Source organism: Bariatricus sp. HCP28S3_D3 (genome assembly GCF_052065755.1).
GTDB lineage: Bacteria > Bacillota > Clostridia > Lachnospirales > Lachnospiraceae > Allocoprococcus.
This window is the reverse complement of sequence record NZ_JBQHTK010000015.1, coordinates 44,357-71,014: the sequence shown is the minus strand read 5'-3', so window position 1 is coordinate 71,014 and position 26,658 is coordinate 44,357. Positions and strand designations below refer to the sequence as shown.

Genomic DNA, 26,658 nt, shown 5'->3' with positions numbered 1-26,658 from the left:
ACATTATACCAGAAAAAGGGAGGTCAATGCTCTTTTTATTTGCATTCTCCCATAAAATCAAGGTTTTTATTGAATTTTGGAACAAAAAAACAGGTAGTTTTTGACACTACCTATGTGAAGTAGGAGGAATTCAGATGAAAAAAGCAGTAATGAAAAAAATGATGGCAGGGTTATGTACAGCAGCAATGCTGGTATCTTGCACAATGGGCGTTCTGGCAGCAGATATTGAGCTTGATCCGTCAGAAGAGACCAGGCAAAGGGGAGATACGGAAGTACACGCCAATGTTACGGATAATGATAATAAACCTGACTATCTTATTACCATTCCGCAAAGTGTTGACTTTGGAACGCTGCAACAGCCTACAACAGATGCAGATGCCTATTCTTCTGTAGATATTACAGTCAAATGTATAAAAGCTGAAGGCTTAGCAGCTGGTCAGGGCATTGCTGTTCTGGTGAAAGATGAAACTGCAGAATCAATGAATGATCCATTTAAACTGCTGGGAGAAAATTCAGATTGTTCCCTCACATATGAGATGTATGACCAAAATTCGAACGTTCAGGATGGAACGTGGTATCAGAATGGATTTCTGTTTATAACATTCACCGGTGCAGTTCAGGAGCACACGAATCAGTTGAGATTAAACTGCAACCAGTTATATGGCAAAGATCTGGATGTTTGGGGTGGCGCATATTCCGGAACTTTGAACTTCTATACAAGAATTGTAAACGTGAATGCACAGTAGAAAAGAACATATCTCTACAAAGAGAAATTTGATACGAAGAGTTATGGTCCTGGCTCTTCTTAGCTGTATCTGCTTCCTGGGTTTTTCCAAGACAGCTCTGGCTGAGGAGGCGAAAGATGCGGACTATGCCGGGAGCACAAAAGTCAAAGCCTATGTGATAGCAGCTTCGGAAGATGTTCCGGAGAATGATGCAAAAGATGAGGATCAGCCACCGGATGGCAGTGAAACAAAGGTGGAAACAGGAGATCAGAGTCAGGCAGTATTCTGGATCATGATATTGCTACTGTCAGGAACCGGACTCCTGTGTGAGGTCAGGAGAAGTTTAGAAAAAAAAGAATAGAGTGAACAAAAGGGGGCACGGCCCCCTTTGTTTATTTCAAAAACTCTTCTACTATTGAAACAAATGCAGCAGATCCAAGATATAAAACATCTTCGTCTATATTAAATAACGGATTATGGTGTGCGACATCCGTATGTTTTTCTTTATTAGAAGAACTTAAAAAGAAAAATGCCCCCGGAACTTCATTTAAAAAGTAAGCAAAATCTTCACCGCCCATGTTTGGAGCAGGTACTTGTGTAATCACATTTTCAGAGCCGGCTACTTTCGTAATCGCATCGATCGCGAGGTGGGCCATAGCATCGTTGTTGATGACCGGAGGCGCACCCCAATCCATTTCAAATTCAATGGTTCCGCCAAAGGTAGAGGCGACACCATTTGCAATTTCTTCAATTCTCTGAGCTAATTTACGTCTTATAGGTTCCTCAAGAGCACGTATGGTACCCTCAATCATAACTGTGTCCGGAATCGCATTGTATGCATTACCACCATGGATTGAACCTATTGTGAGAACAGCCGGTTTGGTGGCGGAAATTTCTCTTGCAATTACTTCTTGAAGAGAAATGACAATATGTGAAGCGATATTAATAGGATCAATACCTTTTTCGGGAGTAGAGCCATGACACCCATGTCCCTCTACTTTGATAACGAATCGATCAAATGAAGCCATACAACAGCCTGGGGTGAGGATGAATTTGCCGGCAGGGATGTCTTTGTTGAGAATTGTTCCGATATGCTGCCCGAATACAGCATCGACACCTGCCATAGCGCCGTCAGCTATCATGATCTGTGCCCCTTTGGACAATTCTTCAGCGGTCTGAAACAGAAGACGCACAGTACCCTTTAATTCATTTTTATGTTGACTTAATACTTTTGCAGCGCCAAGAAGCATAGTCATATGTGTATCATGTCCGCAGGCATGCATACACCCTTCATTTTTAGAAACGTAATCTACAGCATTCAGCTCCTTGATCGGGAGCGCATCCATATCAGCTCGAAGCGCAATCGTTTTGCCGGGAGTTCCCCCTACGATATCAGCAATAATGCTGCTATCTGTTTTTGAACATTTATAAGGAATTCCAAGCTTTTCTAATTCATTTAGTATGTATTCCTGGGTCCTTGGAAGAATCTTGCCAAGTTCCGGAATCTGATGAAGGTCTCTTCTCATTTTTACAAGGTCATTTTGAAGTTCTTTACATTCTTCCCACATGCTCATTTTAACATCTCCTATTATTCTTTTATGCATTCTTTGATGCAGTGCTTTTGTTTTCTTTTACATATAAAAATCTACCAAATCCGAGGCTGCCGAATACAGATACGATGATAAGCATCCATGTCGGTGGAGCAATTGTGAATTTTAAAAGTAATGGAAGTCCAATGCCAAATACAGCTATTTTAGGGTATTTGGCTGCATATGTTCCGAATGTTCCTCCGAAAATGGCGGCAGCAGCATATTTGGTAAGGGCTGCTGTAATAAATTCAGGAAGGACAGATACAACAGCTGAACCAACTAATACAGCACTGGTTGTGGCAATCAGGTTTGTTACGATGGAACCGCAGATTGCCATGGTAGATGCAACTTCAGCCTGAAGAGTTCCGGGTTTACTTCCTGTTGTTTCCAGAGCCATTGTTGCGCTGGGAACACGCATGTTTCCTATGTTTCCTGAAAGGAAACTTAGATATGTACCAGTCAGACCCAGTGAAGCATAATAGGAAACCGGCTCCACTATATAGAAAGCACCGAAAGACAGGGCAACCATTCCCCATGCAGAAAAAATCAGTTTTGGATCTGGCCAGCAATTATATTTCGTGCAGAGCCAGATAACCGGGATGAATGAAGTGATGGCTGCTAGAAGATTGGTAGGGCTTCCGATTCGAATACTATTTCGTTTCCATTCTTTTAAAAGTTGATTATTGTCCATATTCTATTACCTCCTGTAAACTCACTATAAACCGACAGCCAAATCAAAAATAATTGCACAGGCCATTCCGATTATCATGGTAATACCTAAAGTATATTCACGCAGTTTTGGAAATTTTGGTACTACAAATTTTGAAAGGAACATCATACTGAAAATTCCGCCTAATACGGCAGCTGTATTTCCAAATCCTTTGGAAATTTCATTTACATTTAAATAACCGAAGATACCAAGAGAACAGGCACCACTTAGAATAATCAGCCATTTTCCGTCACCGCCGCTTATTTTGTTTCGGACTTTTTCGAGAGCAGGTGTGATCACGCCTGTAGATACGAGCCATCCGGCACCATTTAATGTCATTGTAAACCAACTGACAGCCATTACAGTTAACGTAAATCCTGCGCCGCCAAGCTCCACACCGCAAGCTTCCGCACCGAGCGTTGCTGCTGTTAGTTCAGTGGGAGCTGCGCCGATGATGGAGAGCCTAAGCCATGCCAGTGGACCTCCGATCGAAGACATTAAACCGACCATAACAATGAAAACACCAAGAGCCGGTCCGATAGCGGATATTAATCCGACACGAAAAGCGGTTTTGGGAATTTCGTTAGAAATATTTGCTTTTACTGCAGTTTTTTTTGCCATGCGCATATATAAAAGTGCCTGAACAAAAGAAATGATTACCGTAACACCACACAACAGCCAAAGAACGCCTGAATTTGAAATTTTTACATAATCCATAATCTCACTCCTTATAATCATTTGATTGTTTTCGTGTTAACACTTGTTATGTTAAGAAGTATAGCATTCTGTAAATGAAAAAAACATGTGTTTGAAGTACAAAAAAAGAAATAAAAAACAGAATTGAAATAACAAAAATTGTGTTTGACATACAAAATAATATATGCTTATTTATACATAAGATACAAAGACGTTTTTGTAATAAAATATTATACTATCAATGTTAGATACCAGAAAACCTTAGACTTCAGAAGAAAGGAGAATAGGATGACAGTATATGAGTTGCTGCAGGTTCCCTCATTGAAGAATAATTTGAAAGTGATTGCAGGAGAATCAGGATTAGACAGAAAAATATCATCAGTTACTGTTATAGATACTCCGGACGGATTGAACTGGCTTCGGGGAAATGAAGTTGTGATCACTACAGCATATGCGGTAAGTGATAAAGAGGAAACATTTATTGAATTTACAAAGGAAGTAATTCATAAGGGAATCAGTGCATTAGTTGTGAAATTAGATCGTTATCTGAAAGAAATTCCGGAGGAAGCAATAGGACTGGCTAATAAGGAACATTTTCCGCTTATATCGTGTCCGGGAGAATTTGCCTTTTGTGATATTATCAACCCGGTACTTTCTAATATTATATCTGTGCAGGCGTCAGAATTGGAGGAATCCAGCCATATTCATAAAAGTTTTATAGAATTGGCAATTAAAGGAAGCAGTATACCTGAGATTCTATATACATTGAGTGATTTGATTAAATCTCCTGTGCTATTTATAGATAAGGTGTTTGAAAAAAACTATTTTTCCGATGAAAATGAAAAGTATGAAGATTATTGTGAGAATATTTCGGATTATGCAGATGAATATGAATATTTTGTTGTGGAAGATAAAAAAAGACAATATGGGTATCTTGTAGATCTCACAGAAAGAAATAAAATGGCAGGGAAAAATGATTGGGAAATAAATATCTATAAAACTGCTATCGAATATGCAAGCATTGTTATCATTCTGAGGATGCAGATGAGAATCAGCAATACAATGATTGAAGAAAAATACAAAACTTCGTTTGTGGAGGATCTTTTTTTCAATAATGTTAAAACGATAGAAGAAATTCGGACAAGAGCTCAGCTGTATGGATGGGATTTTAAAGAAGGAGGTTTTGCGGTTCTTGTAGACATCAATAATATCAAAAAGAATTATTTGACGAAATTGGATCCGGAGGAGAATTCAAAATTACAGAATTATACAGACTGTATATTTCGTGCGTCCATTCAATATATGCAGCAGTTTTTTCCTAATTCAAAATATTATAAGCAGAGTGATACGGTTGCATTTTTAATTTCTGATGATTATATTTCGTCTGTTAAAGGAAAATTGAAAGAAGCATTTCATCAGATACAGAAGTATCTTTCAAATGTGGTGCCGTTCACGATTACAATGGCGGTCGGGGAATATGTTGACAGAATCATTAATATTCACAAAAGCTATGAGCAAGCGAAGCGGGTAGTGGAATTAGGCTATCAAATGGAAAAATTTGATTGCATCATGTTTTATGATGAAATGGGGATTTACAGGTTGCTTTTTTCGATTTCTGATCAGAGTGAAACGGTTGTGTTCTGCAAGAAATATATGGAGCCCCTGGAATTGTATGATACAAAAAACCATGCGGATTTGCTGAAAACTCTCGACATGATTATAGAATGTGGATGGAATATCAAAGAAGCATCACAGAAATTGTTTATTCATTACAATTCCGCAAAGTATAGATTTCAGAAAATTTGCGAAATACTGGATATGGATTTGAAAGATGTTACTTTACATACAGAGGTTGAACTGGCTATGAAGCTTTATCAGATGAGAAGAAATACTCTTTAGCAGAGATTGCAGCTGTATGTGTGTTGATGCGGGGTGCCAATCAAGCGAGCACCCCGTTAGAAGCTATAATTTATTTTTTGTCATCTGGCCTGCCAGAACAGCGGCAAGGAATATCCATAATCCCATCTTGACGGGAAAGCAAAGAAACAGAAGGCATGTAACTGCCAGAGGCTTTCTCATGGATACGCTTAGAGTGGCTGCCGTGGTTATTGCAGCTGCAAAGGTTGCGTGGGCAGCACTTAGTGGAAATACAAAAAGGGAGATCCCGTATCCCAGGCAGACAGCCGAGAAAATCACCGGAAAGAAATGCCCTCCTTTGAGGCCCATCTGGATGCACATATTTGTTATCAATATTTTCAAAAAAGCAATTCCAATCATTGCTAAAGGTGCATATTTGGCGTAATCGTTCATAAGCACTGCCATCTGACTTTCCCCGGAAAATTGAATAACCGGAAGATAAGCAACTACGCAGCCAAGAACCAGTCCGGCCAGAAGCTCACTTAAGATCGGAGGAGTTTTTTCGGCAAGTTTTTCGAACCACATTTCTGATTTCTCGAAGAAAAGGCCAAGCAATATTCCGCAAATCAGATATACGAGCAGCATTGCTATGTCCCATTTGTCGGGCTGGGCATTTTCAAAACTAGGAAAACCTTCGGAAACTTTGCCGAAAAGCTGGTTGAGTAAGGTCAGAATCCCAAGCGAAGAGGCAATGGAAACCCCATAAACCAGAAGCTTTGAATTAGAGTCTATATTTTCTTTCTCTTCCGTCTGGGAGACATCCTCATTTTCTACAGCGGAGAAGAAGCCGAAAAGTGGGGAATAAAAGAGGGCAGACAGTGAAACCGCCACGCTGACTTTGGAGTAAAAATCCGTATTGTCTTTCGCAAATTTAACATTTTCATTTACCCAGCATCCCAGAGCTACCATTACACCTACCATTCCGGCTTCCGGACCAACACTGCTTCCGAAAATAAGCGGAAGAGCTGCGGCAATCAGAAGGATTATAATTTTGCGATAAGGATAGGTGCCGGTTTTCTTTACTGTACCGATGACAGTTACCATCGATTGCGGATAGTCACCGAAGCATTTCCGAAATATGCCGATGATGGCACCGCCCACAGTACAGGCTACAATAGGATACCAGATAGGGCTTCCCACAGCAGACGGAAGTTTGCTCCATAAAAACTCCGTTCCGAAGTGAACTAATCTCAGAAAGAGCCATAGAACTGCACCTGAGACTGAACCAAGGATGGCGCAAAACAGAATCAGTTTTAATTTGTTTGTAATCTTTGTTTTTCTCATATGTATACCGCCGTTAATATAATTAGTGTTGTTTGTATATTATATAATAAATTGGACGGTTTGTCCCCTATTGAAATGATAAAGAAAAAATGGTAAAATAAAAACAAAAAACTTATATATGTTCAAGATTGGTTGAACGTTTCTACAAACTACCATAATAGTTGACTATAAGTTCCCACTGCTTTTATATCAAAGCAGTGGGAATTTCTACGTTCAGAGAGAGGAGAAATAAAATGGGAACCGATTTTATTCTTAAAGGGAATATTTGCTACAGCCGGAAGAGTGATAATATTGAAGTGGCAGAAAATCAATATGTAATTTGTGTGGAAGGTAGAAGCGAAGGTGTATTCAAAGAAATCCCGGATGCATATGAGAATCTGCCGGTTATTGACTATGGAGATCACATCATTATTCCAGGGCTGACGGATCTGCATATCCATGCACCCCAGTATTCATTCCGTGGCCTTGGAATGGACCTGGAACTTTTGGATTGGCTGGAAACAAATACGTTCCCGGAAGAAGCCAAATTTAAGGACTTAGAATATGCAGATAAAGCTTACAGAATTTTTACCGATAATCTTAAAAAGAGTGCAACGACAAGGGCGTGTGTGTTTGCGACGGTTCATCGTGATGCAACGATGCTTTTGATGGATCGGTTGGAAGAAAGTGGATTAGTAACTATGGTGGGTAAAGTAAATATGGATAGGAATGCACCGGATTATCTGAGTGAGGAGTCTTACAGGGTATCGGCGGAAGAAACTGTAAAATGGCTGATGCAAGTGGAGAATCGGAAATATCAAAATACACTTCCGATTCTTACGCCACGCTTTACTCCAAGCTGTACAGATGAGCTTATGAATGAATTGAATAAGATACAAAAGCTTTATAGGCTTCCAGTACAGTCTCATCTTTCGGAAAATCCAAGTGAAGGAGAATGGGTGAAAGAATTATGTCCCTGGGCAGAAGTATATGCAGATGCATATGCCAGATTTGATTTGTTTGGTGGAGAATGTCCTACAATAATGGCGCATTGTGTTTATAGTAATGAGAAAGAAATAAAAATGATAAAAGAGCGGGGCGTTTTTGTCGCTCATTGTCCGGAATCTAACGCAAATCTGGCATCGGGAGCAGCACCTGTGCGTCGTTTCCTGGAGGAAGGAATTCATGTTGGGCTGGGGAGTGACGTGGCTGCCGGTTCATCAGAAAATATTTTTTATGCCATGACACAGGCAATTCAGGTCTCCAAGCTCAGATGGAGAATGCTGGATTCTTCCTTAAAACCACTCACAATTGATGAAGTATTCTATATGGCCACAAAAGGAGGCGGAGCATTCTTTGGAAGAGTAGGAAGTTTTGAACCGGGATATGAATTTGATGCGGTTGTCCTGGATGACAGCCGCCTGGAGCATCCGCAGAAACTAGATGTGGGAAAAAGGCTGGAACGGCTGATTTATTTAGCGGATGACAGAGAAATTAAGGAAAAATATATAAGAGGGAAAAGTGTTTCTTGCCAAAAAATGTGGAGGTCTTAGTAGTTTCAAAATACTTCGTGAAACAACCCTGACCTGGACTTTCCTTCATATTTACTTTTTTCGCCTAAATGCTATAATATAAGTGAAACTCATTAGCTCATAACATGAACATATTTCTAAACACACAAAACATCTATAATGTTTTTAACAACATTATAGATACAAAATTAGAGTGACCAGGGAACCCGTCCCCCTAGTACACCGAATAATAAGTAACTGACACCTTGACTTGTCTGATTTTTCATCTGCAGCGTTGTCGTCAATCGACGTAGCCACCGCTACGCCTCATTCTTCCGCCTTGCATATGAAACAATCATCCTGCGTCAATGTATCAGAAACTTATTTTTCGGTGTACTAGTCACTAGGAGGATACGATGATGAAAGAAAGGAAAAAAGAACTATTTTCAATACCAAATATGCTCGGATATTTTCGTATACTGATGCTGCCGGTGTTTTTGATATGCTATTACCGGGCTAAAACAAGGGAAGAATTTACTATAACGTTTGTGATTCTGGGACTGATCTTTTTGTCAGATGCTCTGGATGGCTTTATCGCGAGAAGATTTAACATGATTACAAATTTTGGAAAAATTTTGGATCCAGTGGCGGACAAATTGGTTCAGGGAACACTTGCCCTTGCGGTTGCGCTCAGACATCCATGGATGAAAGTGTTTTTTATTGTGTTTTTGGTCAAAGAAATCTATATGGCGGTCATGGGGATTTATTTGCTGAAGGTGAAAAAAACGTTAAATGGTGCACAGTGGTACGGAAAAGTGTGTACTGCAGTGGTGGACGTTTGCATTCTGGTTCTCCTGTTTATATCGAATATTCCGGATGCGGTAGGCAATGCGATGATTGTTCTGATGATCGGGCTGGAAGTATTTGCAATCATGATGTACTTGAAATTTCATTCGCAGTTACTTTGTAAGTAAATTTGTTGTGAATCGAGCCCGCGTTTATAGACATGGAAGCAAAATAGTGGCATTATGAACATTGTTCATGTTGGAGGTAAGTGGAATGAATACGAGCATCATATCGAAGGAAGCGATTTTTCGTTTTCCGGATATGTTAGGTATTTGTTTGAATGCGTACAGAAGGGAGTCGGGGAATACCCGGATTTTTTTGCCACCCATTCAATCAGCCTTGCGAATTCGGAAAAAGGGAAAGCAAAACGCACTATGCAGCGTTATTTCACGCATATGAATGCGGGACTTTTGAATGTACTGCACGCAGATCAGGCAGTTGCCAAAGGCGCATTTTCGGAGTCATTTACTGAGGAGACGTTTGTTGGATTTGTGCTCGACAATATATTGCTTTTTCTTATACAAGGAAACGGAAACTGTGACACACTTGTTGAGATCATAAGCAGAGTTCTTTACCGGTAACATAATTCCCGCCAGATGGCGGTCATTCTGGGGTGTGGCGATGCGTTTCACCTCGTACCGAGAGCGATTGCACTTTGCACGACGGGGCTGGAAAATTATACGACAGCGCTCGGCAGAATTGTGTTGTGTCTCATGCCGCAAAATGAATGGACCAGTGCCGAGGCACCACTGTCCTGGGGGATTTACCGGAATATTCCGTTTACCATTCTTGGTATATTAATTGTGATTTTGTTCTGTCAAAGTGCAGAGAAGACGAAGGATGAAGCGTTCCGGTTTTTGTATCTTGCTGTGATCTTTAGTTTCGCTTGTTATATTCCGGTTGTGCTGTTTGCGGATACAGTGCCGCCTGTAGGGATGCTGATGATTCCGAAGACATGCGCCTATGTCTGGGTTGTTCTGATTGGTTACAAAGCGATGAAAGGAAGCGAGAATTATTGAAAAAATATTTGACTTTTTCACTGGGATACGCGATTGCTGCTATGGCAGGAGCTGCAGAAAGTGAAAAGTTTCCGGGTATTTATGTGGATTTATAATATCGGAGTTCCGCTCACAGCGGTCATGATGTTGGTGCGCGGTGTGACACAGGTACTCGGTTTGTCACTTTCATCTGCGCTTAGCGCCTCCATTTCAGGGATTGCTGGAATTGGGCATATTTTGACCGGAGTGGGAATTGTTTTATTATTGATTTCGTTAAAGAAGACAGTATAAGGGGGAATAATATATGCATCTTGTACCTGTTAAGAAACTTGCGGCCCGCAGTCTTGAATTCAGAGCCTATTAATAGTATAATTATAAGAGTTCATGAGAATTTATAAGTCAATATCTTTATTAAGGAGGAAACTATTATGGTTACCTGGAAGAACTTAGATACCCTTGCTTCCTATCAGGAATTGGAAAATGTGGATCGTGTGAATCTGGCGGAAGTGATGAGCGGTGAAAATGGTGCAGAACGTGTAAGAAATTATAGTGTACCGATGGCTGCAGGGCTTACTTATAATTATGCGGCGAAGCAGGTAGATGATGATGTATTAAACGCTCTTGCTAAACTGGCCAAGGAGGCACAGCTTACGGAGAAATTCAAAGCTCTTTATAATGGTGAAGTGATCAATACAGGGGAAAAACGTCTTGTGCTTCATCAGTTGACACGCGGACAGTTGGGTGATCCGGTAGTGGCAGACGGCGTTGACAAACGTGCATTTTATGTAGAGCAGCAGGATAAGATTGCTGATTTTGCAAATAAAGTACATGCGGGAGAGATTACGAACGCAGCAGGAGAAAAATTTACAACGGTTGTACAGATTGGTATCGGCGGAAGTGACCTTGGTCCGCGTGCGATGTATCTGGCACTTGAGAACTGGGCAAAGAAGAACGGCAAGTTCAAGATGGAAGCGAAATTCATCAGCAACGTAGACCCGGACGACGCGGCAGCAGTTCTGAATTCTATTGATGTTGCACATTCTATTTTCGTACTGGTTTCTAAGTCAGGTACAACTCTTGAAACTCTGACAAATGAATCCTTTGTGAAGGATGCTCTGAAAAATGCAGGACTGGATGCTTCAAAGCATATGATTGCTGTTACCAGTGAAACATCTCCGCTTGCAAAGAGTGATGATTACCTCGCAGCATTCTTTATGGATGACTATATCGGCGGACGTTTTTCTTCTACATCCGCAGTTGGTGGCGCTGTATTATCTTTGGCATTTGGACCGGAAGTATTTGCAGAGTTCCTGGAAGGCGCGGCAGAAGAAGACAAGCTTTCTATGAATGAAGATGTATTGAAGAATCCGGAAATGCTGGATGCACTTATTGGTGTTTATGAGCGTAATGTTCTTGGATATCCGGCAACAACTGTCCTTCCATACTCTCAGGCACTGAGCCGTTTCCCGGCACATCTGCAGCAGCTTGATATGGAATCCAACGGTAAATCCGTAAACCGTTTTGGAGAACCTGTAAACTATCCGACCGGTCCGGTGATCTTCGGCGAACCGGGAACGAACGGACAGCATTCTTTCTATCAGCTCCTTCATCAGGGAACTGATATTGTACCGCTTCAGTTCGTGGGATTTAAGAACAGCCAGATCGGTACAGATGTTGTGATCCAGGACAGCACAAGCCAGCAGAAGCTCTGCGCTAACGTAGTGGCTCAGATCGTTGCATTTGCATGTGGAAAAGCAGATGAGAACCGTAATAAGAACTTTGAAGGCGGCCGTCCGTCAAGCATTATCATCGGTGATCAGCTTGACCCGAAGGCGTTGGGCGCACTTCTGGCACACTTTGAAAATAAGATCATGTTCCAGGGATTCGTATGGAATGTGAACAGCTTCGACCAGGAAGGCGTACAGCTTGGTAAAGTGCTGGCGAAGAGAGTTCTGGCACATGATACAGATGGTGCATTGAAGGAATATAGTGATCTGCTGAATATTTAAGCATATTTTACAAAGACTTATACATAGAAGGGGGCTTTCTTAATGAAGGCTCCCTTTTGGTATTTTGCTCATTCTGATGGGAATTATGAATAGATAAAATCTATAAATAATTGGTATATAGATTTTATCTATTTGATATACGGTAAATGTATTGATAGTATATATAAAAGAGATAGTCTATGGGAGGATGAAATTATGAAAAAAAGACTAATGAGCATACTGTTGATCACTTCGATGATTGGTGTCATGCTTACCGGATGTGGCGGAAAGAGCGGAAGTGGTGACAGTGAACAAAAAGAAGAGGAAGGAACAGCCAAAGAAACGATTACCTTTATGGCACCGGATTGGGCAATCCCGACGGACGATCAGCTTGCGGCTTTCACAGAGGAAACCGGAATTGAAGTTGAGATTTCTGAAGTGGGATGGGATGATATCCGCGAAAAACTGGCGACTGCATCATCAGCAGGACAATGCGCAGCGGATGTAGTAGAGGTTGATTGGTCTTGGGTAGGAGAGTTCTATGCGGCAGACTGGCTGGAACCATTGGAAGTATCAGATGCGGACAAAGCAGACATGCCTACTCTTGAGACATTTACAAAAGACGGACAAGTCCTGGCGATACCATATGCAAATGACTATCGTCTTTCATACTACAACACGAAACAGTTTGAAGAGGCCGGTATCACTGAGGAGCCGCAGACATGGGATGACGTATTGGAAGCCTGCAGAACTTTGAAATCTACCGGAACGGCAGAGTATCCGTTTGCAATCGCTTTAAATGCGGAAGAAAAGACATCAACATGCCTGATGTGGCTTGCCTATACCATGAACGGCGTTGTATGGAACGAAGACGGAACCTTCAACGAAGAATCCGTAATGGAAGCTCTTAAGTATATGGAAACGCTTGTAAAGGAAGAACTGGTTGCACCGGAAGACAAGACATCTTCAGGAATGGATGCTTACAAACGTATTTGCTCCGGAAGCGCAAGCTTTCTGACCGGACCGACTTCTTTTGTATCCAGAACAAATAATGAAGAAGAGTGCAGCGTTGTCGGTGAGATCGCGCCGATTCTTGTCCCGGGAAAAGATGCAAAAGCAACGCAGACAATGGCATTGCCGGAGGCTATTGGTGTAACAAAAACTTCAGAACACAAAGAAGCTGCAAAGAAATTTGTGGAATGGTATACCTCTGCTGATATGCAGAAGCAGTTAAATGAAACAAATAGTGCAATTCCAACACGTAATTCGGTTTTGGAAGAACTGATCAATGACGGAACGATTCAGAATGCGGGAGCAATGCTGGAACAGGCACAGTTGATCGCTTCTCCGTTCCCGAACGGTGTACCTTCTTACTATGCAGAAATGAGCAGTGCAATGTATAATGCAATCAACAAAATGGCACTCGGCGAACTTACAGCAGAAGAAGCTTTCAATGAAATGGAAACAGCGCTGGAAAAGTTAATTAACGAATAGTTAGGAAATAAATAATGAAAAAAAAGATATTACCTTATCTTTTACTAACACCCATGATTCTCATCATGGGTGTATTAGTATTTTATCCGATTATTGCGACATTTTCATATAGTTTAAAGAAATGGAAACTGACGGCCCCGGGAGATATCCATTTTGTGGGAATCAAGAATTATCTTGATATAATTCAGTCGGACTCATTCTGGTACAGTATGCAGAATACAATATTTATTCTGGTCTTTGTTGTGGTCTTTACTACTTTGATCGGATATCTTGTGGCATCATTTTTGAATGTAGATGTGAAATGGTCAGGTATTTTGCTATCATTGTCTATATTGCCATGGGCGTTGCCGCCGTATGTAAATGGAGTATTGTGGAAGTTTGTATTTTTCTCCGGATATGGATTCTTGAATAAACTTTTGATAGGCCTTGGGACCACTAGTAAACCAATCGAATTTCTTGGATCGAGATGGACGCTTCTGCTGGTGATTTCCATTGTGGTGGTCTGGAGGAGCATTCCTTTTATGGCCTTGGTTTGTCTGGCGGGAAGACAGTCGATTCCGGTGGACTTTTATGAGGCGGCTAAGATGGACGGCGGAACACCGGGAATGATTTTCAGATATATTACTATGCCTCTCATGAGACCGTTTATTGCGGTGGGTATCACATCGACATCCGTAACAGCGATCAATGTATTTGATGAAATTGTTGCACTTTCAGGATATAGCGATCTGGGAAAAAATATATTGATGGAGAGCTATCTTACGACATTTACGTTCCTGAATTTTGGAAAAGGAAGTGCCATGACCTATATCGTCATGTTTTTTGCGTTGATTCTTGGAGTATTCTACTTGCGCAGCCTGAATAAGGAGGTGGAATACTAGTGAAATATGTAAAAAGAGCAGGGTACTTTCTGGCAACGATTCTGTTTCTGATATTTACAGTCGGCCCATTCGTCTGGACATTCATGATATCTGTTACACCGGATTATGCGATTTTTGCTCCGACTTCTAAAATGCTGCCGGAGAGTATTACATTTGCTAATTATGTAGAATTGTTTTCAGGAAGTCGAAGAGGAAATGCGTTTTTTAAAGGAATGTATAATTCGATGAGGGCAGTAGGTATTACACTCGTTATTGGAATCCCGATTGCAATGATGAGTGCCTATGCTTTAAGCAGGATGGAGTTCAAGGGGAGAAAGGTGATCAAGAATCTTTTCCTGATCACGATGGTGATTCCGGTAATGGCAACGATCATTCCCCTTTATCGTATGTTTGCAGCAGGAAAAATGCTGGATCATATTTTCTGGCTCAGCATGGTGTATGTCAGTTCCTATCTGCCGATGGCTTCATGGCTGATATCCAACTATTTTGCGACGATTCCAAAAGAGCTGGAAGAGGCAGCTATGATAGATGGATGTGGAAGAGGAGCGGCATTTTCCCGGATCATCTTACCTCTTTCCCGCCCGATTATTCTTTCCGTGACATTGATTATGTTTTTGAATACATGGAGTCAGTTTCAGATACCGCTTATTCTGGCTTCATCCATGGAGACAAAGCCGATGGCGATTGTTGTGTCGGAATTTATGACGAAAGACTCTATTCAATATGGATTGATTGCCGCGGCCGGAATGACCGCATTGATTCCACCGGCGCTCACAGCTATGCTGTTCAGGAAATATCTGATTTCCGGAATGATGGGAGGGTCTGTGAAGGGATAAGCGAATATGATACATGCAAAAGGCTGCCGTTTGGCAGCCTTAATTCTATTCAACAATAATTGCATTTGGATAAATCCGTTCCATTCGCTCATCTGGGAAATGTTCATCCAGAAAATATTCGAGCCCTGTCGATGCTTTCACACCTTCGGTCTGCCGGATGGAATAGCGCGCCATCGCAAGCCCGGACATGATCATATCAAAAATCATAAAGACAATCATCACCCAAGTCAAAGTTACGCCGATTTTCTTCGGAATCTTTTCAATCCAGCCTGAGAACAGCGGGTAGAGGATTTTCAGCCACACAACGGCGGCGATACCCCAGAAAAAGCAGTACAGCAGGTTGATTCGGCCGCCCAGATTGAACGGGATATGGCTGTAGTCCCAGAATACCGTGCCGAAAACAATCTCAGTGAAGACACTGCAGATGTATTCGTAGGCCCCGCCGAGTATAGTGCCGAATACGAAAATATAGCTGTCGCTGCGGGTCCGGTACTGATATAAAATGGCTGTAAGCAGCACACATCCGAGTCCCCAGACAATGCTGAACGGGCCATAAACCACACTGCTTCGGCTCATTAGTTTCCCGGCAGTGATCAGACAGAAGATGGTTTCGGTGATATCCCCCAGGAAAGCCCCGAGAAAGAACAGGCATACCAGTTTATAGAACGAGCATCCAACGGCAAATACGCCGGCTTTCTCTTTGGCTGCTTCCAGTTCACGTTCTTTCTCAAGTTTCGCCTGCAGCAGAGCTTTTTCGTCCAGATTCGGATAGGCTTTTTTCAGATGCTTCAGTGTCCAGCCGGTCAGATCTTCTCCCAGTGTGTCCGCTGCATTCTGGAGGTCTTCAGAAATCCTGTATACAATAGACGCTTTATTTACACGGGAGCGCACGGTCAGAATGCCGCTGATGGTTCCGATCAGGTCAATGCCGAGAATGATTCCGGCTATGATCAAGATCAGTTCGCCGATGCTTCTTGGGATCAGATGCATCAGATCTGTAAGAAGCGGATTGGCAAATGAAACGCAGAATACAGCGATCAGTCCCCAGAGAACTGTGTAAGGAAGTGTGACGTAGCCTCCGAACTGGAAACGCTTTCTGGAATAGTCCCACCATTTTCTATGGAAAATACGTTCTAAGACAAAACCGGTTCCAATCGTTACGAAGAAAGAAAGGACGGTTCCTCCCAGAAACAGGAAGAACAGATTATTTTTCAGCTCCGACAGAAAGACCGCAAATAGTAGGGCGCTGATACCGTAGGACGGACAGTAGGGACCGAACAGAAAACCGATATCGACAAACTTCTTCTCTCTTACAGCAGCCGCGGCTGTGCCAAGCGCCCATCCTGCCAGGGAATACAGAATAAAAAACCATAGCAGTTCATACATTGAATAACTCATCTTTTGTGCCTCCATTTCTTCCTATCACTATAGCAGAAGAGAGAAGGAAGTGCAAGAAGCGGTGATTAACGTTCCTCCCGAATCAGTTTAAGAACAGCGGTATGTTCATAAGTCATTGCCTCATCGTGGACAAAAGCGACTGTCCCATGCACCGGAGCGCAAAGTGTGCTGCGCACCGTGCCAAGATATGGATCATGGATCCGTGCAAGAACTTGCCCTTTTTTGATTTCATCACCGGCTTTTACGAAAGACTCAAAGAAACCTGCATCCGCCGCCCGCACCGGTATAAAGTCCTCGCTTTCGATGACCTGTGAGAGATATCCGTTCTTTCCGTTGTAGCGAATGATGTGCTGCTTGGACATAAAGTTCAGGATGGCCTCCACAGCCTGCGCCGCACTGACATGGTCGATGCGTGAAGTGTTGGTCGTGTAAATGGAAAATGCGTTGGTCTCCCAGATCTGCCAGTTGTAATTCAAGGTCGTCGTATCAAAGGGACGAGGCGTGTGGAGTACAACGTACGGAAGCCCGAACTGTTTGGCAAGCTCCACCTTTTCAAATCCGGTTTTCATCATACGCACATGCGGGACAAAAGAACCCGGCATATAGAAAGAGGCGAACTGAATACCGAAAGGATAATCATTTACAATATCAAAAATTCCTGCAGCGATGCGCTGTGTGGTCTCTCCTTCATCCACGACCGGATATTCACGGACGGTAAAGAGCCATCCGTCAGACGGAGAGATGACGCTGCCAAGCAGGATGCCCTGCAGTGGATCGACGATATGACCGATTTCGTCTCCCTTCCGGACAAAACCGCCATGAGAGCGTGTCTTTACGAAAATGCCGGATCATCTTCAATACCCCAGAACGCGAGGATATTGTCCATGACTTTTTGAAGCTCGATAAGCGGTGACTGTGAAACGCGCGCCTTGTTCAGCTCATAAACTGCAAGCTGAATATAAGAAAGTGTTTCGCTTCCGATGGATTCGCGCAATGTGATGCCATTGTCGTACGCGCGCATCAGATTGGAATAAATGGAATTCATATCATCTGCGTCAAAGCAGTAACGCTGGATGAAATTCTCGCTCATGGAATACGTTATTTTTATAAATACCAAACTTGACACCATACCGGGCGAGCAGTTCGTTTACCGTATCGGTGTGCCTGTAAAGATCCATTTCCTGCATAATTCTCCTCCTCCTTTGTAATTCCTAATAGAAAAGGCGCTTTGCATAATTATGCAAAACGCCTTTGTTTAATACAACTCTTATAGTACCGGAGAATGCCGGGAGTCAATCTGTTTTTTCCTTTTCTTATAATTTGGCAAAAACCGGTCGTTTCTTTATTCCTGAAGATCATGAATCAGGGCGTTGATCTGCATGCGGGCTTTCGTACGCTGCATGCCGTCGCAGTATTGTTCCGCCATACGCAGAAGATGTTCACGGCAGGCGGTTACGATTTCCGGTCTTTTCAGCTCTATGATCAGCGTCGGAGCAGTATTGCGGACAAGAAGAGCCATTCCTTCTTTTTTGACGAAGAGATTGTAATCATGTCTGGTGTCCGGTTTAGAAGGAATGAAATAGTAATTTTCATAGGTATCCATCAAGCGAAGAATGTTCTTTAAATGAAGCACATAGGTTTCCGGGGTATACATAGACTGCCCGTCGTATGTTTTGTAAGGCGCTGCAATCGGAATCATCCCGGAACGAATATCCTTCGGGTCGGACAGCTCGCATATGTCGATAAAAGGGGTATGCTTCAAATGCTCTTCAAAAGAGGATAGTTCGTTTAAATTCTTTTCATAAGCAGTCTTCCATAATACATGATCGGTCTTATCTCGAAGCTGTTCCAGAATCTCTCTCGGGATTGTAGTTGCTGAAATAGGAAAGACTTTCTGGACGATGGATCCCGGCTGTGAAAAGAAATCCTCAAAACAATCCATAAGTTCTTCCGAAGTGTTGTGTACAGTCAGTGCCGGCTGGCAGAGGGACAGATAATCGTTATACTGTCCGGTGTATGCGTAAACGAGAGACGGATTGGTGGTAAGTAGTGTGATTGGGTTGCTTGTCATCCCGACACACGTAGAGAAGATTGCAAAATGACCGGGCAAAACGATCATGGAATGACGGTACAGATTATCGCGCAGTCGGGGATAATAATATACCTTCGTCTGGCCTGTTACATAAAGCGGAAGCCAGTAACGCAGAGATTCGACATAACGATTCATAAAATTGATAGATGGCATGATCTGGCATATCGTGAAGCCTCTGGTGATAATTTCCATTAAGCTGGACTGAAGTTCAAGGGTGAAGGAATAGTCCTCGAACAGCTATTCCAGATTGTCGTCATAAGCAAACAGAATCGTAGAAGGTTGCTCAAGCGTTTGCATGAGGCCGAGTAATCGATGAATGGCTTCTCTTTTTCCGCTGTTGCCATAAAAATATTCTGTTTCATCATTAGAAGACGAAATGTGGTTCGATGCTGAAATGTTGTGTTTTGGTTCAGGGACAGCCGGAGTGTGAGATATCCTGCTCAGTGTATTTTCAACAATATCGTAATCATCGGAAAGCCATTTAAAGATATATTCAGCCAACGCAGATGAGGGCATGGAAGAACGCAGAATACTCTGCTCCAGCATTTCAGAAAGCGCATGACGCTGAAAGTCAGCTACACAGTGTTTGGAAAAGAAATCAGCCATACGTGAAATGTGCTCGCGGTTTCGAGGCATTCCTCGTTTTCCTGTGCGAAGAAGGCTGATCAAAGAGCGATCCACCGAAATGGCGGCCGCAAGTTCTTTGTTTGAAGTCTGTGTGAGATTCATTAGAAAATTCAATTTATCCGAAAATAGCATAGTAGTACCTCCCGATTATAATTGTATTGTATCAAAATCGGGGATCCTGTGCCAGTGATTTGACGAGAATTTGTCAGATTATTAAAACGAACAATAACAAGCGCGGATCCGTGTAAAACACATTCAGTAGGATCCGCGCTGCTTTGCATTTCTTAGTTCAAATGCCAGATATCTTTGTTATATTGTTCAATTGTTCTGTCAGATGAGAAAAATCCGGCTTTCGCAATATTTACCAACATCATTTTGGCCCATGCAGTTCTGTCGCTGTAATCGGCGAGCATGCGTTCTTTGGTTTCGGTGTAATCGTTGAAATCAAGAAGGGTCATGAACCAGTCTTTGTGAACCAGCTCATCGTGAAGTCTGGTCAGGTTTTCTTCATTTCCAATCTTTTTCATTTCGTCTCCAACGATGAAATCCACACATGTCTTGATGCGTTCGTCAGAAGAGTAGATTGCGTAAGCATTGTAGTCACTCTTTGCATAGTGCTCAATCACAGCCTCGCTTGATTCTCCGAAGATATAAATGTTCTCAGGGCCTACAAGATCGCTGATCTCTACATTTGCACCATCCATGGTTCCGAGTGTGACAGCACCGTTCAGCATGAACTTCATATTTCCGGTTCCGCTCGCTTCTTTTGATGCAAGTGAGATCTGTTCGGAAATATCGCAGGCCGGAATTAATTTTTCGGCAGCGGTTACATTGTAGTTTTCCACCATAACGAGTTTTATGTATGGAGCAACTTCCGGATCGTTTGCAATCAGCTCCTGCAGGCAGAGGAGAAGATGAATAATGTCTTTTGCAATTACATAAGCCGGAGCAGCCTTTGCGCCGAAAATGAAAGTGATTGGCTGTTCGGGTTTGTTGCCTGCCTTAATATCCAGATATTTATTAATGATGTACAGAGCATTCAGCTGCTGGCGTTTGTACTCATGCAGACGTTTGATCTGAATGTCGAAGATGCTGTTTTCGTTAATTTCGACACCGGTATTTTCCAGAATAAAGTCTTTGCATACTTTCTTCGCATTTGTTTTGATTTCAAGAAGTGTATTTAAAACATCTTCGTTTTCTTTGTATTTCAGAAGGTTCTCGAGAGCGGAGGCATCTTTCTTATAATCTGTACCGATCAGGCTGGAAATATAATCGCTCAGTGCATGATTGCAGTGAAGCAGCCAGCGACGGAAAGTGATTCCGTTGGTTTTATTATTGAATTTTTCCGGGTAAATATCATAAAAAGCTTTTAATTCACTGCTTTTCAGGATTTCCGTATGAAGCGCAGCCACACCGTTAATTGAGAATCCATAATGAATATCCATATGTGCCATATGAACCAGATTGTTTTTGTCGATGATGGCAACGGCTTCCTGCGGATACTGCATCTTGACACGTTCATCCAGGCGGCGGATGATCGGCATCAGGTGAGGAACAACTTCTTCCAGATAGCTGATTGGCCATTTCTCCAGTGCTTCGGCCAGAATCGTGTGGTTGGTGTAAGCACATACGTGTGTCACGATATCGCAGGCTTCCTCGAATTCAATTCCCCTTTCGGTAAGGAGACGGATGAATTCCGGAATGATCATACTTGGATGTGTATCATTGATCTGGACAACAGCATAGTCTGCAAGATCGTGCAGGTTACATCCTTTACTTACTGCTTCATCGAGGATCAGCTGTGCAGCGTTGCTGACCATAAAATACTGCTGGTAGATCCGCAGTTTTCTTCCGGCATCGTCGCTGTCATCCGGATAGAGGAATAAGGTCAGATTGTGGAGAATATCATTTTTGTCAAATGTAATTCCATCGCCGACAATACTTTCCTCTGCGATGTCGATATCAAAGAGGCGCAGACGGATGGATTTGTTTTGATATCCGGCTACATCAATGTCATATAAAGATGATTTGAGCATAAAGCCGCGGTAAGGAACCATATAGGAAATGCCGGTCGGTGTTAACCAGCTTTCGTCTGTCAGCCATGGATTTGGAGTTTCTTTCTGCAGGTGGTTCTCGAATACCTGCTTGAAAAGTCCAAGGTGATAATTGAGACCGATTCCTTCACCCGGAAGTCCAAGTGTGGCGATGGAGTCAAGGAAGCATGCCGCCAGTCGTCCAAGGCCACCGTTTCCGAGAGATGGCTCCGGTTCCACTTCTTCGATTTTTGAAATAGATTTGCCATTTTCTTCAAGGAATTTTGCAACCTCATCATAAATACCGAGATTGATCAGGTTATTGGAAAGCAGCTTTCCAATCAGAAATTCTGCAGAAATATAGTAAATTTTCTTTTTGCCATCCTGATAGCCTTTCTCAGAAAGTGCTTTTTTTGTATAAACTAATAATGCATGGTAAATTTCTTCATCTGAACACTGTGAACAGTCTTTTCCAAACATGTCAAAAATTAAATTTTCTAATGATTTCATTGTTGTATCTCCTTTCAGGGGTAAATGTCTGTTTACTGTGTATGTATAGACTATAGCACGCCCTGAAAGGTGAAAAATACAACAAAATTGTTCTGTTATGACATGTTCTTGCGAAATTTGTGGGGAGAGATTCCGTTTGCCTGCTGGAATTTCTTGATGTAGTAGCTTGTGTTGTTAAATCCGCATTCCAGCGCGATTTCTGTGACGGAGTCATCGGAATGCAGAAGAAGCGTCTTTGATTTTTCCAGACGTAGGTCATTGATATATTCAATCAGAGTTTTTCCGGTATACTGGCGGAATAGTTTCATGAAATAGTATTCGCTGTAGTTGGAAAGCCCTGCCAGTTCTTTGGCATTCAACGGTTCATTGTAATGTGAGTTGATGTAGTCCAGCACATTTTTTATAGAAGAAAGACTCTTATTCTGCTCAGCGTGGTCTGAGGTGATGATGTAATTTCCTGCGAGCATTTCATAGAAAAATGCGTAGAATAGTGCCTTGAGACGTACATAATAATAAGGTTCCTTTTTGTCAAGACAAGAGTGGATTTGACCGAAAATCTCCATAAGGCGGTCGTAGCCGGAGACATCCGGCGTGATACGATGAACAAATTCCGCCTGATTTGCCGCCAGCGGAGCGATTAGACGCTCTTGACATAAGTCCCCGGCGGTTCCTGCAAGATAATTCAGATCAAAAACAATGCTTTTATAGTAGAGGATGTGGCGTGGATCCGTTTTCATGGAATGCAGGACCCCACGGTTCACAATCAGCAGATCACCTTCTCTGACACGGAGTGCCTCTCGGTTTAACCGTACCAGTCCGCTTCCGGATTCGATGAAGATAAATTCCATTTCTTCATGCCAGTGCAGGTAGAGAGAACGGAAGATCTCGCAGTTGTCGGTGTAGGTTTCTACTGGTAGTTCAAAGGATCCATGAGAGCCGAGCTCTTTTAAAGTATTGTCTACCTGCTGAGAGATGGTTCCTGACATAATTGCTCCTTTCTGTCACTTGATCGGCGGTATTTCAAAGGTGTCATCTGATATTGCCTGCGAAATAACCGGATGAAATATGAGTGATTTTCAAAACCGGTATTTTCAGAAATTTCAATCACGCTTAAATCGGTGGTAAGAAGCAGTTCGCACGCTTTTTCCAGACGATAATGGTTCATGTATTCAACCAGGGTCATTCCGGTAAATGACTTGAAGAACTTTGTAAAATAAGAGACACTGTAGCCGCAGAAATCAGCGGCTCCCTTAAGAGACAAGGGACTCGCATAATTCGAGTGGATAAAAAGAAGTAGTTCTTTTATCTTTTTAATCTGGGTGAGCTGTGAATGGTCGGGAGGAGCATGTAATGTTCGCCCTTGCAGTGATTCGAACAGCCAGAAAATCCGGTAAAGCTGAGACTTCACGAATAGTTCGTATCCATGGGAGGACTCGGAGATAGTCTGTGTAAGGGAAGTCAGTATCTCGGAAATCCGGTCGTGCTGTGGATGGTTGGAAGGAATCCGGAAAGGAAGGGAAATCTGCTCGTCCAGATAAGGCTTTATATATGTAGTGTAACAGTAGTCGGAAGGCGAATCTTGTCCCAACATCTTTAGATCAAATAAAATACTGAAGTACTCACAGGTTTCTTCATGGAGTTGTTCAATGGCGTGCAGCATCCCGGGAAGGATTGGCACGATATCCCCTGTGTGGACAGTAAAAGGCACTTTGTTCAGTGTAACGGTACAGCATCCGCTCTGAACAAACATCAATTCCATCTCATCGTGCCAGTGCATAGGGCAGGAATACAGGGAAACCGGAATTTGAAAATGATAGACAACATAAGGGAATTCCAGCGTTCCATGTTGTCTGTATTCATAGAGAGAGGAAATGTGCGTATCTGACATGATTCAAGAACCTCCTTTTATTGGTGTAAAAATACGAGAATCTTCCATATTATGTTACAGTGGGAAGATTCTCGTAATGTTTCTTATATATTAAAGTGTTTTGCCTGTAAGCATTTCGTAGCTCTGCAAATATTTATCGATTGTTTTCTGAACAATCTCATCCGGAAGAGTCCAGTCATTATCCGGATTCGCTTTCAGCCAGTCGCGGGCAAACTGTTTGTCGAAGGAGGGCTGACTATGGCCTGGTTCATATCCTTCAGCAGGCCAGAAACGAGAGCTATCCGGAGTCAGCATCTCATCACCGATCACCAGATTTCCTTCTTCATCCAGACCGAATTCAAACTTGGTGTCTGCAATGATGATTCCGCGGTTTAGTGCATAATCTGCACATTTCTTATAAAGTGCAATAGTGTTGTCACGAAGCTTTGCGGCATATTCTTCCCCTTTTCCCGGGAAATATTTTTCCAGATGAGTAATACTTTGTTCATAAGAAATATTTTCATCATGGTCACCGATCTCGGCTTTGGTAGATGGTGTGTAAATAGGTTCCGGAAGTTTATCGGATTCTTTTAAACCTTCCGGAAGTTTGATTCCGCATACGGTTCCGTTTTCCTGATAGCTTGCCCAGCCACTTCCGGTGATATATCCACGCACGATACATTCAATCGGGAGCATGTTCAGTTTACGGCACATCATGCTGTTACCGTCAAACTGTGGCTGCTGGAAGTATTCCGGCATATCCTTTACATCTACAGAAATCATATGGTTTGGAAGAATATCCTGAGTCAGATCAAACCAGAATTTGGACATCTGAGTCAGAACAGTTCCTTTCTTGGTCACTGTGTTGTTCAAAATCACATCAAAACAACTGATACGGTCTGTTGCAACCATAATCAGGCTATCGCCGTTATCATAAATCTCACGGACTTTTCCTTCTTTGATAGGTTTCATTTTTCTACACCTCGCTAAGTTGAAATTAATATGTATTCTACTTAATAGATAAACAGATTTTGAAACAAAATGCAATCCTATTTTGAAATTTTGTGCAATCCGTTATCTATTTGTATCCCGTTCCGGAACAAGAAAGATAAACACCAGGGAACTGATCAGCAGAAGATAGGGGTAATAAAGATTCGGCATAATGTCAAATGCTGAAATCTCATATCCTAGTCCTGCAGCTGCCGAGATTGCCACAAGCATCTGTGCACCGTATGGGATAATCCCCTGGAAGACGCAGGAAAATGTATCCAGTATAGAAGCGGCATTTTGGGGAGAGATCTGATAATCTTCAGCCATTTCGCGCGCAATCGGGTTAGCCATGACGATTGCCACGGTATTATTTGCGGTGGCAATGTCCATTGCACCAACAAGAAGCCCCATGCCAAGCTTTCCGCTTTTCCTGCTTTTGAATATGCGTTTGACCAGACCGAGAAGGGCGGTGAATCCTCCGTATTCGTGAATCAGAGCACAGAGGGTGGCAACGAGGATAGCGACCATGGTAGTCTCATACATGCTGGAAACACCGTCTCCCATGTGGCTCAGAAGTTCTGTGGCCTTTGTGGTGCCTGTCGCGAGCATGATGACGGAGCCGGATGCAATGCCAATCAAAAGGACAACAAATACATTGATGCCGATGATTCCACCAATCAGGACGAGCAGATAAGGACTAACCTGGATCAGGTTGTAATCGGTATGAAAATTCGTAGATCCTGCATGCCCTGAGGTGCGGATAAAGAACACGAACAGAGTGATCAACGCCGCAGGAAGGGCAATGGCAAAATTGGCACGGAATTTGTCTTTCATTTCACAGCCCTGTCCATTGCAGGCGGCGATCGTGGTATCGGAAATGAAAGATAGGTTGTCACCGAACATGGCACCGCTCATGACAGAACCGATACAGAGTGGTGCGGCAAAACCGGAACCTTCAGCTACGGCGAGAGCAATCGGTGTGATTAAAGTGATCGTTCCGACGGAGGTTCCCATGGCAAGAGATACAAAACAGCTGACTATAAAAAGTACAATAACTGCATAGCGCGCGGGAATCAGTGAAAGCAGAAAATAGGCAACGCTTTCAGCACTGCTTCTGCCGACAACACCGACAAAAATTCCGGCGGTCATGAAAATAAGAATCATAGTGATGATATCCTTATCCCCGACTCCTTTTGCCATGACCTTCAGCTTTTCATCAAAACTCAGTTTTGGATTCTGAAGGCAGGCGACCAGAAGAGCAGCCAGAAAACAGACTACTATGGGAATATTATAGAAGCCCATTGTGATATGCAGCCCGTATTCAAAAAGAATTCCCAGGCCTAGATACATGATCAGGAAGACTCCGATCGGAAGAAGTGCTTTCCAATTTCCTTTTTTCATATAAAATCTCCTTTTTTGTGTTTTTGCGCAATACACCAATGGTGTAAGGCAACGCTATGCATAAGTATAACATATCTATACGAAAATGGGGAAAAGAGTTGAAGCAAAAAAATCTGTAGTGATATAATGATATTTCAGAAAGAAACAAAACGAAATATCAACAGAATGATGCCGAAAATATATAGATTAAGGGAGCATGTGATATGCTCCCTTAAATTATGTATTGAAATTAAGAATATCAGCTGCGTTTAATAAAGGTAGTCTGACATTTCGGACAGCGAATTTCA

Annotated in this window: 27 protein-coding genes and 1 riboswitch; of the genes, 12 read left to right on the top strand and 15 right to left on the bottom strand. The window is 42.5% G+C overall.

Annotated features, from left to right (window positions below):
* Positions 1–134: 134 nt before the first annotated feature.
* Both ACTNB3_RS10700 and ACTNB3_RS10695 read left to right on the top strand, forming a co-directional pair.
* On the top strand, positions 135–746 hold the full coding sequence (locus ACTNB3_RS10700; protein WP_427806924.1) for a hypothetical protein: 612 nt from the start codon (positions 135–137) through the stop codon (positions 744–746).
* 28 nt (positions 747–774) lie between these two features.
* A complete protein-coding gene (locus ACTNB3_RS10695; RefSeq protein WP_427806923.1) occupies positions 775–1,086 on the top strand; it encodes a hypothetical protein in 312 nt (103 codons plus the stop codon).
* Positions 1,087–1,117: 31 nt separating this feature from the next.
* Here ACTNB3_RS10695 and ACTNB3_RS10690 read toward each other — a convergent pair whose 3' ends face one another.
* The 3 genes from ACTNB3_RS10690 to ACTNB3_RS10680 are packed head-to-tail and all read right to left on the bottom strand — an operon-like array spanning position 1,118 to position 3,740.
* Positions 1,118–2,293: a M20 metallopeptidase family protein gene (locus ACTNB3_RS10690; RefSeq protein WP_427806936.1), complete on the bottom strand. Its 1,176-nt coding sequence runs from the start codon at positions 2,291–2,293 to the stop codon at positions 1,118–1,120.
* A gap of 28 nt (positions 2,294–2,321) precedes the next feature.
* On the bottom strand, positions 2,322–3,005 hold the full coding sequence (locus ACTNB3_RS10685; RefSeq protein ID WP_427806921.1) for a hypothetical protein: 684 nt from the start codon (positions 3,003–3,005) through the stop codon (positions 2,322–2,324).
* Between the two features lie 24 nt (positions 3,006–3,029).
* Positions 3,030–3,740 (bottom strand): DUF5058 family protein, encoded by a 711-nt coding sequence (locus ACTNB3_RS10680; protein ID WP_427819933.1) that lies wholly within the window; start codon positions 3,738–3,740, stop codon positions 3,030–3,032.
* 267 nt (positions 3,741–4,007) lie between these two features.
* Between ACTNB3_RS10680 and ACTNB3_RS10675 the strand changes: the two genes are divergently transcribed.
* The gene (locus ACTNB3_RS10675; RefSeq protein WP_441025528.1) at positions 4,008–5,618 is read left to right on the top strand and encodes a PucR family transcriptional regulator; all 1,611 of its coding nucleotides are present in this window, start codon (positions 4,008–4,010) and stop codon (positions 5,616–5,618) included.
* Positions 5,619–5,681: 63 nt separating this feature from the next.
* Here ACTNB3_RS10675 and ACTNB3_RS10670 read toward each other — a convergent pair whose 3' ends face one another.
* Positions 5,682–6,920: a chloride channel protein gene (locus ACTNB3_RS10670; protein ID WP_441025525.1), complete on the bottom strand. Its 1,239-nt coding sequence runs from the start codon at positions 6,918–6,920 to the stop codon at positions 5,682–5,684.
* 92 nt (positions 6,921–7,012) lie between these two features.
* Positions 7,013–7,108, top strand: a riboswitch (purine riboswitch).
* A gap of 45 nt (positions 7,109–7,153) precedes the next feature.
* Here ACTNB3_RS10670 and ACTNB3_RS10665 point away from each other — a divergent pair.
* The 9 genes from ACTNB3_RS10665 to ACTNB3_RS10625 all read left to right on the top strand — a co-directional run bounded on the left by ACTNB3_RS10665 (position 7,154) and on the right by ACTNB3_RS10625 (position 15,453).
* Complete coding sequence (locus ACTNB3_RS10665) at positions 7,154–8,452, top strand: amidohydrolase family protein (protein ID WP_427806913.1); 1,299 nt, start codon at positions 7,154–7,156, stop codon at positions 8,450–8,452.
* A gap of 374 nt (positions 8,453–8,826) precedes the next feature.
* Entirely contained in the window at positions 8,827–9,384 is a 558-nt protein-coding gene (locus ACTNB3_RS10660) for a CDP-alcohol phosphatidyltransferase family protein (RefSeq protein ID WP_441025522.1), read from the top strand.
* Positions 9,385–9,438: 54 nt separating this feature from the next.
* On the top strand, positions 9,439–9,837 hold the full coding sequence (locus ACTNB3_RS10655) for a hypothetical protein (protein ID WP_441025519.1): 399 nt from the start codon (positions 9,439–9,441) through the stop codon (positions 9,835–9,837).
* Between the two features lie 15 nt (positions 9,838–9,852).
* Entirely contained in the window at positions 9,853–10,275 is a 423-nt protein-coding gene (locus tag ACTNB3_RS10650) for a hypothetical protein (RefSeq protein WP_441025516.1), read from the top strand.
* 33 nt (positions 10,276–10,308) lie between these two features.
* Positions 10,309–10,545, top strand: a complete 237-nt coding sequence (locus ACTNB3_RS10645; RefSeq protein WP_441025513.1) for a DUF2871 family protein — start codon at positions 10,309–10,311, stop codon at positions 10,543–10,545.
* Positions 10,546–10,682: 137 nt separating this feature from the next.
* Positions 10,683–12,263, top strand: a complete 1,581-nt coding sequence (locus tag ACTNB3_RS10640) for a glucose-6-phosphate isomerase (RefSeq protein WP_441025510.1) — start codon at positions 10,683–10,685, stop codon at positions 12,261–12,263.
* 195 nt (positions 12,264–12,458) lie between these two features.
* Entirely contained in the window at positions 12,459–13,736 is a 1,278-nt protein-coding gene (locus tag ACTNB3_RS10635; protein WP_427806903.1) for a sugar ABC transporter substrate-binding protein, read from the top strand.
* A gap of 14 nt (positions 13,737–13,750) precedes the next feature.
* Entirely contained in the window at positions 13,751–14,617 is an 867-nt protein-coding gene (locus ACTNB3_RS10630; RefSeq protein ID WP_427819943.1) for a carbohydrate ABC transporter permease, read from the top strand.
* Positions 14,617–15,453 (top strand): carbohydrate ABC transporter permease, encoded by an 837-nt coding sequence (locus ACTNB3_RS10625; RefSeq protein ID WP_441025505.1) that lies wholly within the window; start codon positions 14,617–14,619, stop codon positions 15,451–15,453. The genes ACTNB3_RS10630 and ACTNB3_RS10625 overlap by 1 nt, the downstream gene beginning before the upstream one ends.
* A 45-nt stretch (positions 15,454–15,498) precedes the next feature.
* Here ACTNB3_RS10625 and ACTNB3_RS10620 read toward each other — a convergent pair whose 3' ends face one another.
* The 11 genes from ACTNB3_RS10620 to ACTNB3_RS10570 all read right to left on the bottom strand — a co-directional run bounded on the left by ACTNB3_RS10620 (position 15,499) and on the right by ACTNB3_RS10570 (position 26,371).
* Positions 15,499–16,851 carry a putative ABC transporter permease gene (locus ACTNB3_RS10620; RefSeq protein WP_427819945.1) on the bottom strand — a complete coding sequence of 451 codons (1,353 nt, stop codon included), beginning with the start codon at positions 16,849–16,851 and terminating at the stop codon, positions 15,499–15,501.
* Between the two features lie 65 nt (positions 16,852–16,916).
* Positions 16,917–17,546, bottom strand: coding sequence for a hypothetical protein (locus tag ACTNB3_RS10615; protein ID WP_441025502.1), 630 nt, complete (start codon positions 17,544–17,546; stop codon positions 16,917–16,919).
* A 137-nt stretch (positions 17,547–17,683) separates the two neighbouring features.
* Positions 17,684–17,896, bottom strand: a complete 213-nt coding sequence (locus tag ACTNB3_RS10610) for a hypothetical protein (protein WP_441025499.1) — start codon at positions 17,894–17,896, stop codon at positions 17,684–17,686.
* A 10-nt stretch (positions 17,897–17,906) separates the two neighbouring features.
* Positions 17,907–18,038: a hypothetical protein gene (locus tag ACTNB3_RS10605; protein WP_441025496.1), complete on the bottom strand. Its 132-nt coding sequence runs from the start codon at positions 18,036–18,038 to the stop codon at positions 17,907–17,909.
* A gap of 155 nt (positions 18,039–18,193) precedes the next feature.
* On the bottom strand, positions 18,194–19,096 hold the full coding sequence (locus ACTNB3_RS10600) for a hypothetical protein (protein ID WP_441025493.1): 903 nt from the start codon (positions 19,094–19,096) through the stop codon (positions 18,194–18,196).
* A gap of 84 nt (positions 19,097–19,180) precedes the next feature.
* Complete coding sequence (locus ACTNB3_RS10595; protein WP_441025490.1) at positions 19,181–19,702, bottom strand: hypothetical protein; 522 nt, start codon at positions 19,700–19,702, stop codon at positions 19,181–19,183.
* Positions 19,703–19,854: 152 nt separating this feature from the next.
* Positions 19,855–22,113, bottom strand: coding sequence for a glycogen/starch/alpha-glucan phosphorylase (locus tag ACTNB3_RS10590; protein WP_441018218.1), 2,259 nt, complete (start codon positions 22,111–22,113; stop codon positions 19,855–19,857).
* A 95-nt stretch (positions 22,114–22,208) separates the two neighbouring features.
* Complete coding sequence (locus tag ACTNB3_RS10585; protein WP_427806890.1) at positions 22,209–23,099, bottom strand: AraC family transcriptional regulator; 891 nt, start codon at positions 23,097–23,099, stop codon at positions 22,209–22,211.
* A complete protein-coding gene (locus ACTNB3_RS10580; RefSeq protein WP_441025486.1) occupies positions 23,072–24,001 on the bottom strand; it encodes an AraC family transcriptional regulator in 930 nt (309 codons plus the stop codon). The genes ACTNB3_RS10585 and ACTNB3_RS10580 overlap by 28 nt, the downstream gene beginning before the upstream one ends.
* Positions 24,002–24,091: 90 nt before the next feature.
* Positions 24,092–24,952 carry a phosphoribosylaminoimidazolesuccinocarboxamide synthase gene (locus ACTNB3_RS10575; protein WP_427806888.1) on the bottom strand — a complete coding sequence of 287 codons (861 nt, stop codon included), beginning with the start codon at positions 24,950–24,952 and terminating at the stop codon, positions 24,092–24,094.
* A 102-nt stretch (positions 24,953–25,054) separates the two neighbouring features.
* Positions 25,055–26,371, bottom strand: coding sequence for a Na+/H+ antiporter NhaC family protein (locus ACTNB3_RS10570; protein ID WP_441025483.1), 1,317 nt, complete (start codon positions 26,369–26,371; stop codon positions 25,055–25,057).
* Positions 26,372–26,658 lie beyond the last annotated feature (287 nt).

Excerpts from the sequence above, each read along its gene's own strand:
- ACTNB3_RS10690 (WP_427806936.1), bottom strand. The coding sequence starts at position 2,293 with ATGTGGGAAGAATGTAAAGAACTTCAAAATGACCTTGTAAAAATGAGA.
- ACTNB3_RS10650 (WP_441025516.1), top strand. The coding sequence starts at position 9,853 with ATGGCGGTCATTCTGGGGTGTGGCGATGCGTTTCACCTCGTACCGAGA.
- ACTNB3_RS10600 (WP_441025493.1), bottom strand. The coding sequence starts at position 19,096 with ATGCCATCTATCAATTTTATGAATCGTTATGTCGAATCTCTGCGTTAC.
- ACTNB3_RS10700 (WP_427806924.1), top strand. The coding sequence starts at position 135 with ATGAAAAAAGCAGTAATGAAAAAAATGATGGCAGGGTTATGTACAGCA.
- ACTNB3_RS10570 (WP_441025483.1), bottom strand. The coding sequence starts at position 26,371 with ATGAAAAAAGGAAATTGGAAAGCACTTCTTCCGATCGGAGTCTTCCTG.
- ACTNB3_RS10630 (WP_427819943.1), top strand. The coding sequence starts at position 13,751 with ATGAAAAAAAAGATATTACCTTATCTTTTACTAACACCCATGATTCTC.
- ACTNB3_RS10620 (WP_427819945.1), bottom strand. The coding sequence starts at position 16,851 with ATGAGTTATTCAATGTATGAACTGCTATGGTTTTTTATTCTGTATTCC.
- ACTNB3_RS10580 (WP_441025486.1), bottom strand. The coding sequence starts at position 24,001 with ATGTCAGATACGCACATTTCCTCTCTCTATGAATACAGACAACATGGA.
- ACTNB3_RS10635 (WP_427806903.1), top strand. The coding sequence starts at position 12,459 with ATGAAAAAAAGACTAATGAGCATACTGTTGATCACTTCGATGATTGGT.
- ACTNB3_RS10585 (WP_427806890.1), bottom strand. The coding sequence starts at position 23,099 with ATGTCAGGAACCATCTCTCAGCAGGTAGACAATACTTTAAAAGAGCTC.
- ACTNB3_RS10610 (WP_441025499.1), bottom strand. The coding sequence starts at position 17,896 with ATGAATTCCATTTATTCCAATCTGATGCGCGCGTACGACAATGGCATC.
- ACTNB3_RS10660 (WP_441025522.1), top strand. The coding sequence starts at position 8,827 with ATGATGAAAGAAAGGAAAAAAGAACTATTTTCAATACCAAATATGCTC.
- ACTNB3_RS10670 (WP_441025525.1), bottom strand. The coding sequence starts at position 6,920 with ATGAGAAAAACAAAGATTACAAACAAATTAAAACTGATTCTGTTTTGC.
- ACTNB3_RS10685 (WP_427806921.1), bottom strand. The coding sequence starts at position 3,005 with ATGGACAATAATCAACTTTTAAAAGAATGGAAACGAAATAGTATTCGA.
- ACTNB3_RS10605 (WP_441025496.1), bottom strand. The coding sequence starts at position 18,038 with ATGCAGGAAATGGATCTTTACAGGCACACCGATACGGTAAACGAACTG.
- ACTNB3_RS10675 (WP_441025528.1), top strand. The coding sequence starts at position 4,008 with ATGACAGTATATGAGTTGCTGCAGGTTCCCTCATTGAAGAATAATTTG.
- ACTNB3_RS10590 (WP_441018218.1), bottom strand. The coding sequence starts at position 22,113 with ATGAAATCATTAGAAAATTTAATTTTTGACATGTTTGGAAAAGACTGT.
- ACTNB3_RS10665 (WP_427806913.1), top strand. The coding sequence starts at position 7,154 with ATGGGAACCGATTTTATTCTTAAAGGGAATATTTGCTACAGCCGGAAG.
- ACTNB3_RS10575 (WP_427806888.1), bottom strand. The coding sequence starts at position 24,952 with ATGAAACCTATCAAAGAAGGAAAAGTCCGTGAGATTTATGATAACGGC.
- ACTNB3_RS10655 (WP_441025519.1), top strand. The coding sequence starts at position 9,439 with ATGAACATTGTTCATGTTGGAGGTAAGTGGAATGAATACGAGCATCAT.
- ACTNB3_RS10680 (WP_427819933.1), bottom strand. The coding sequence starts at position 3,740 with ATGGATTATGTAAAAATTTCAAATTCAGGCGTTCTTTGGCTGTTGTGT.
- ACTNB3_RS10640 (WP_441025510.1), top strand. The coding sequence starts at position 10,683 with ATGGTTACCTGGAAGAACTTAGATACCCTTGCTTCCTATCAGGAATTG.
- ACTNB3_RS10595 (WP_441025490.1), bottom strand. The coding sequence starts at position 19,702 with ATGCTATTTTCGGATAAATTGAATTTTCTAATGAATCTCACACAGACT.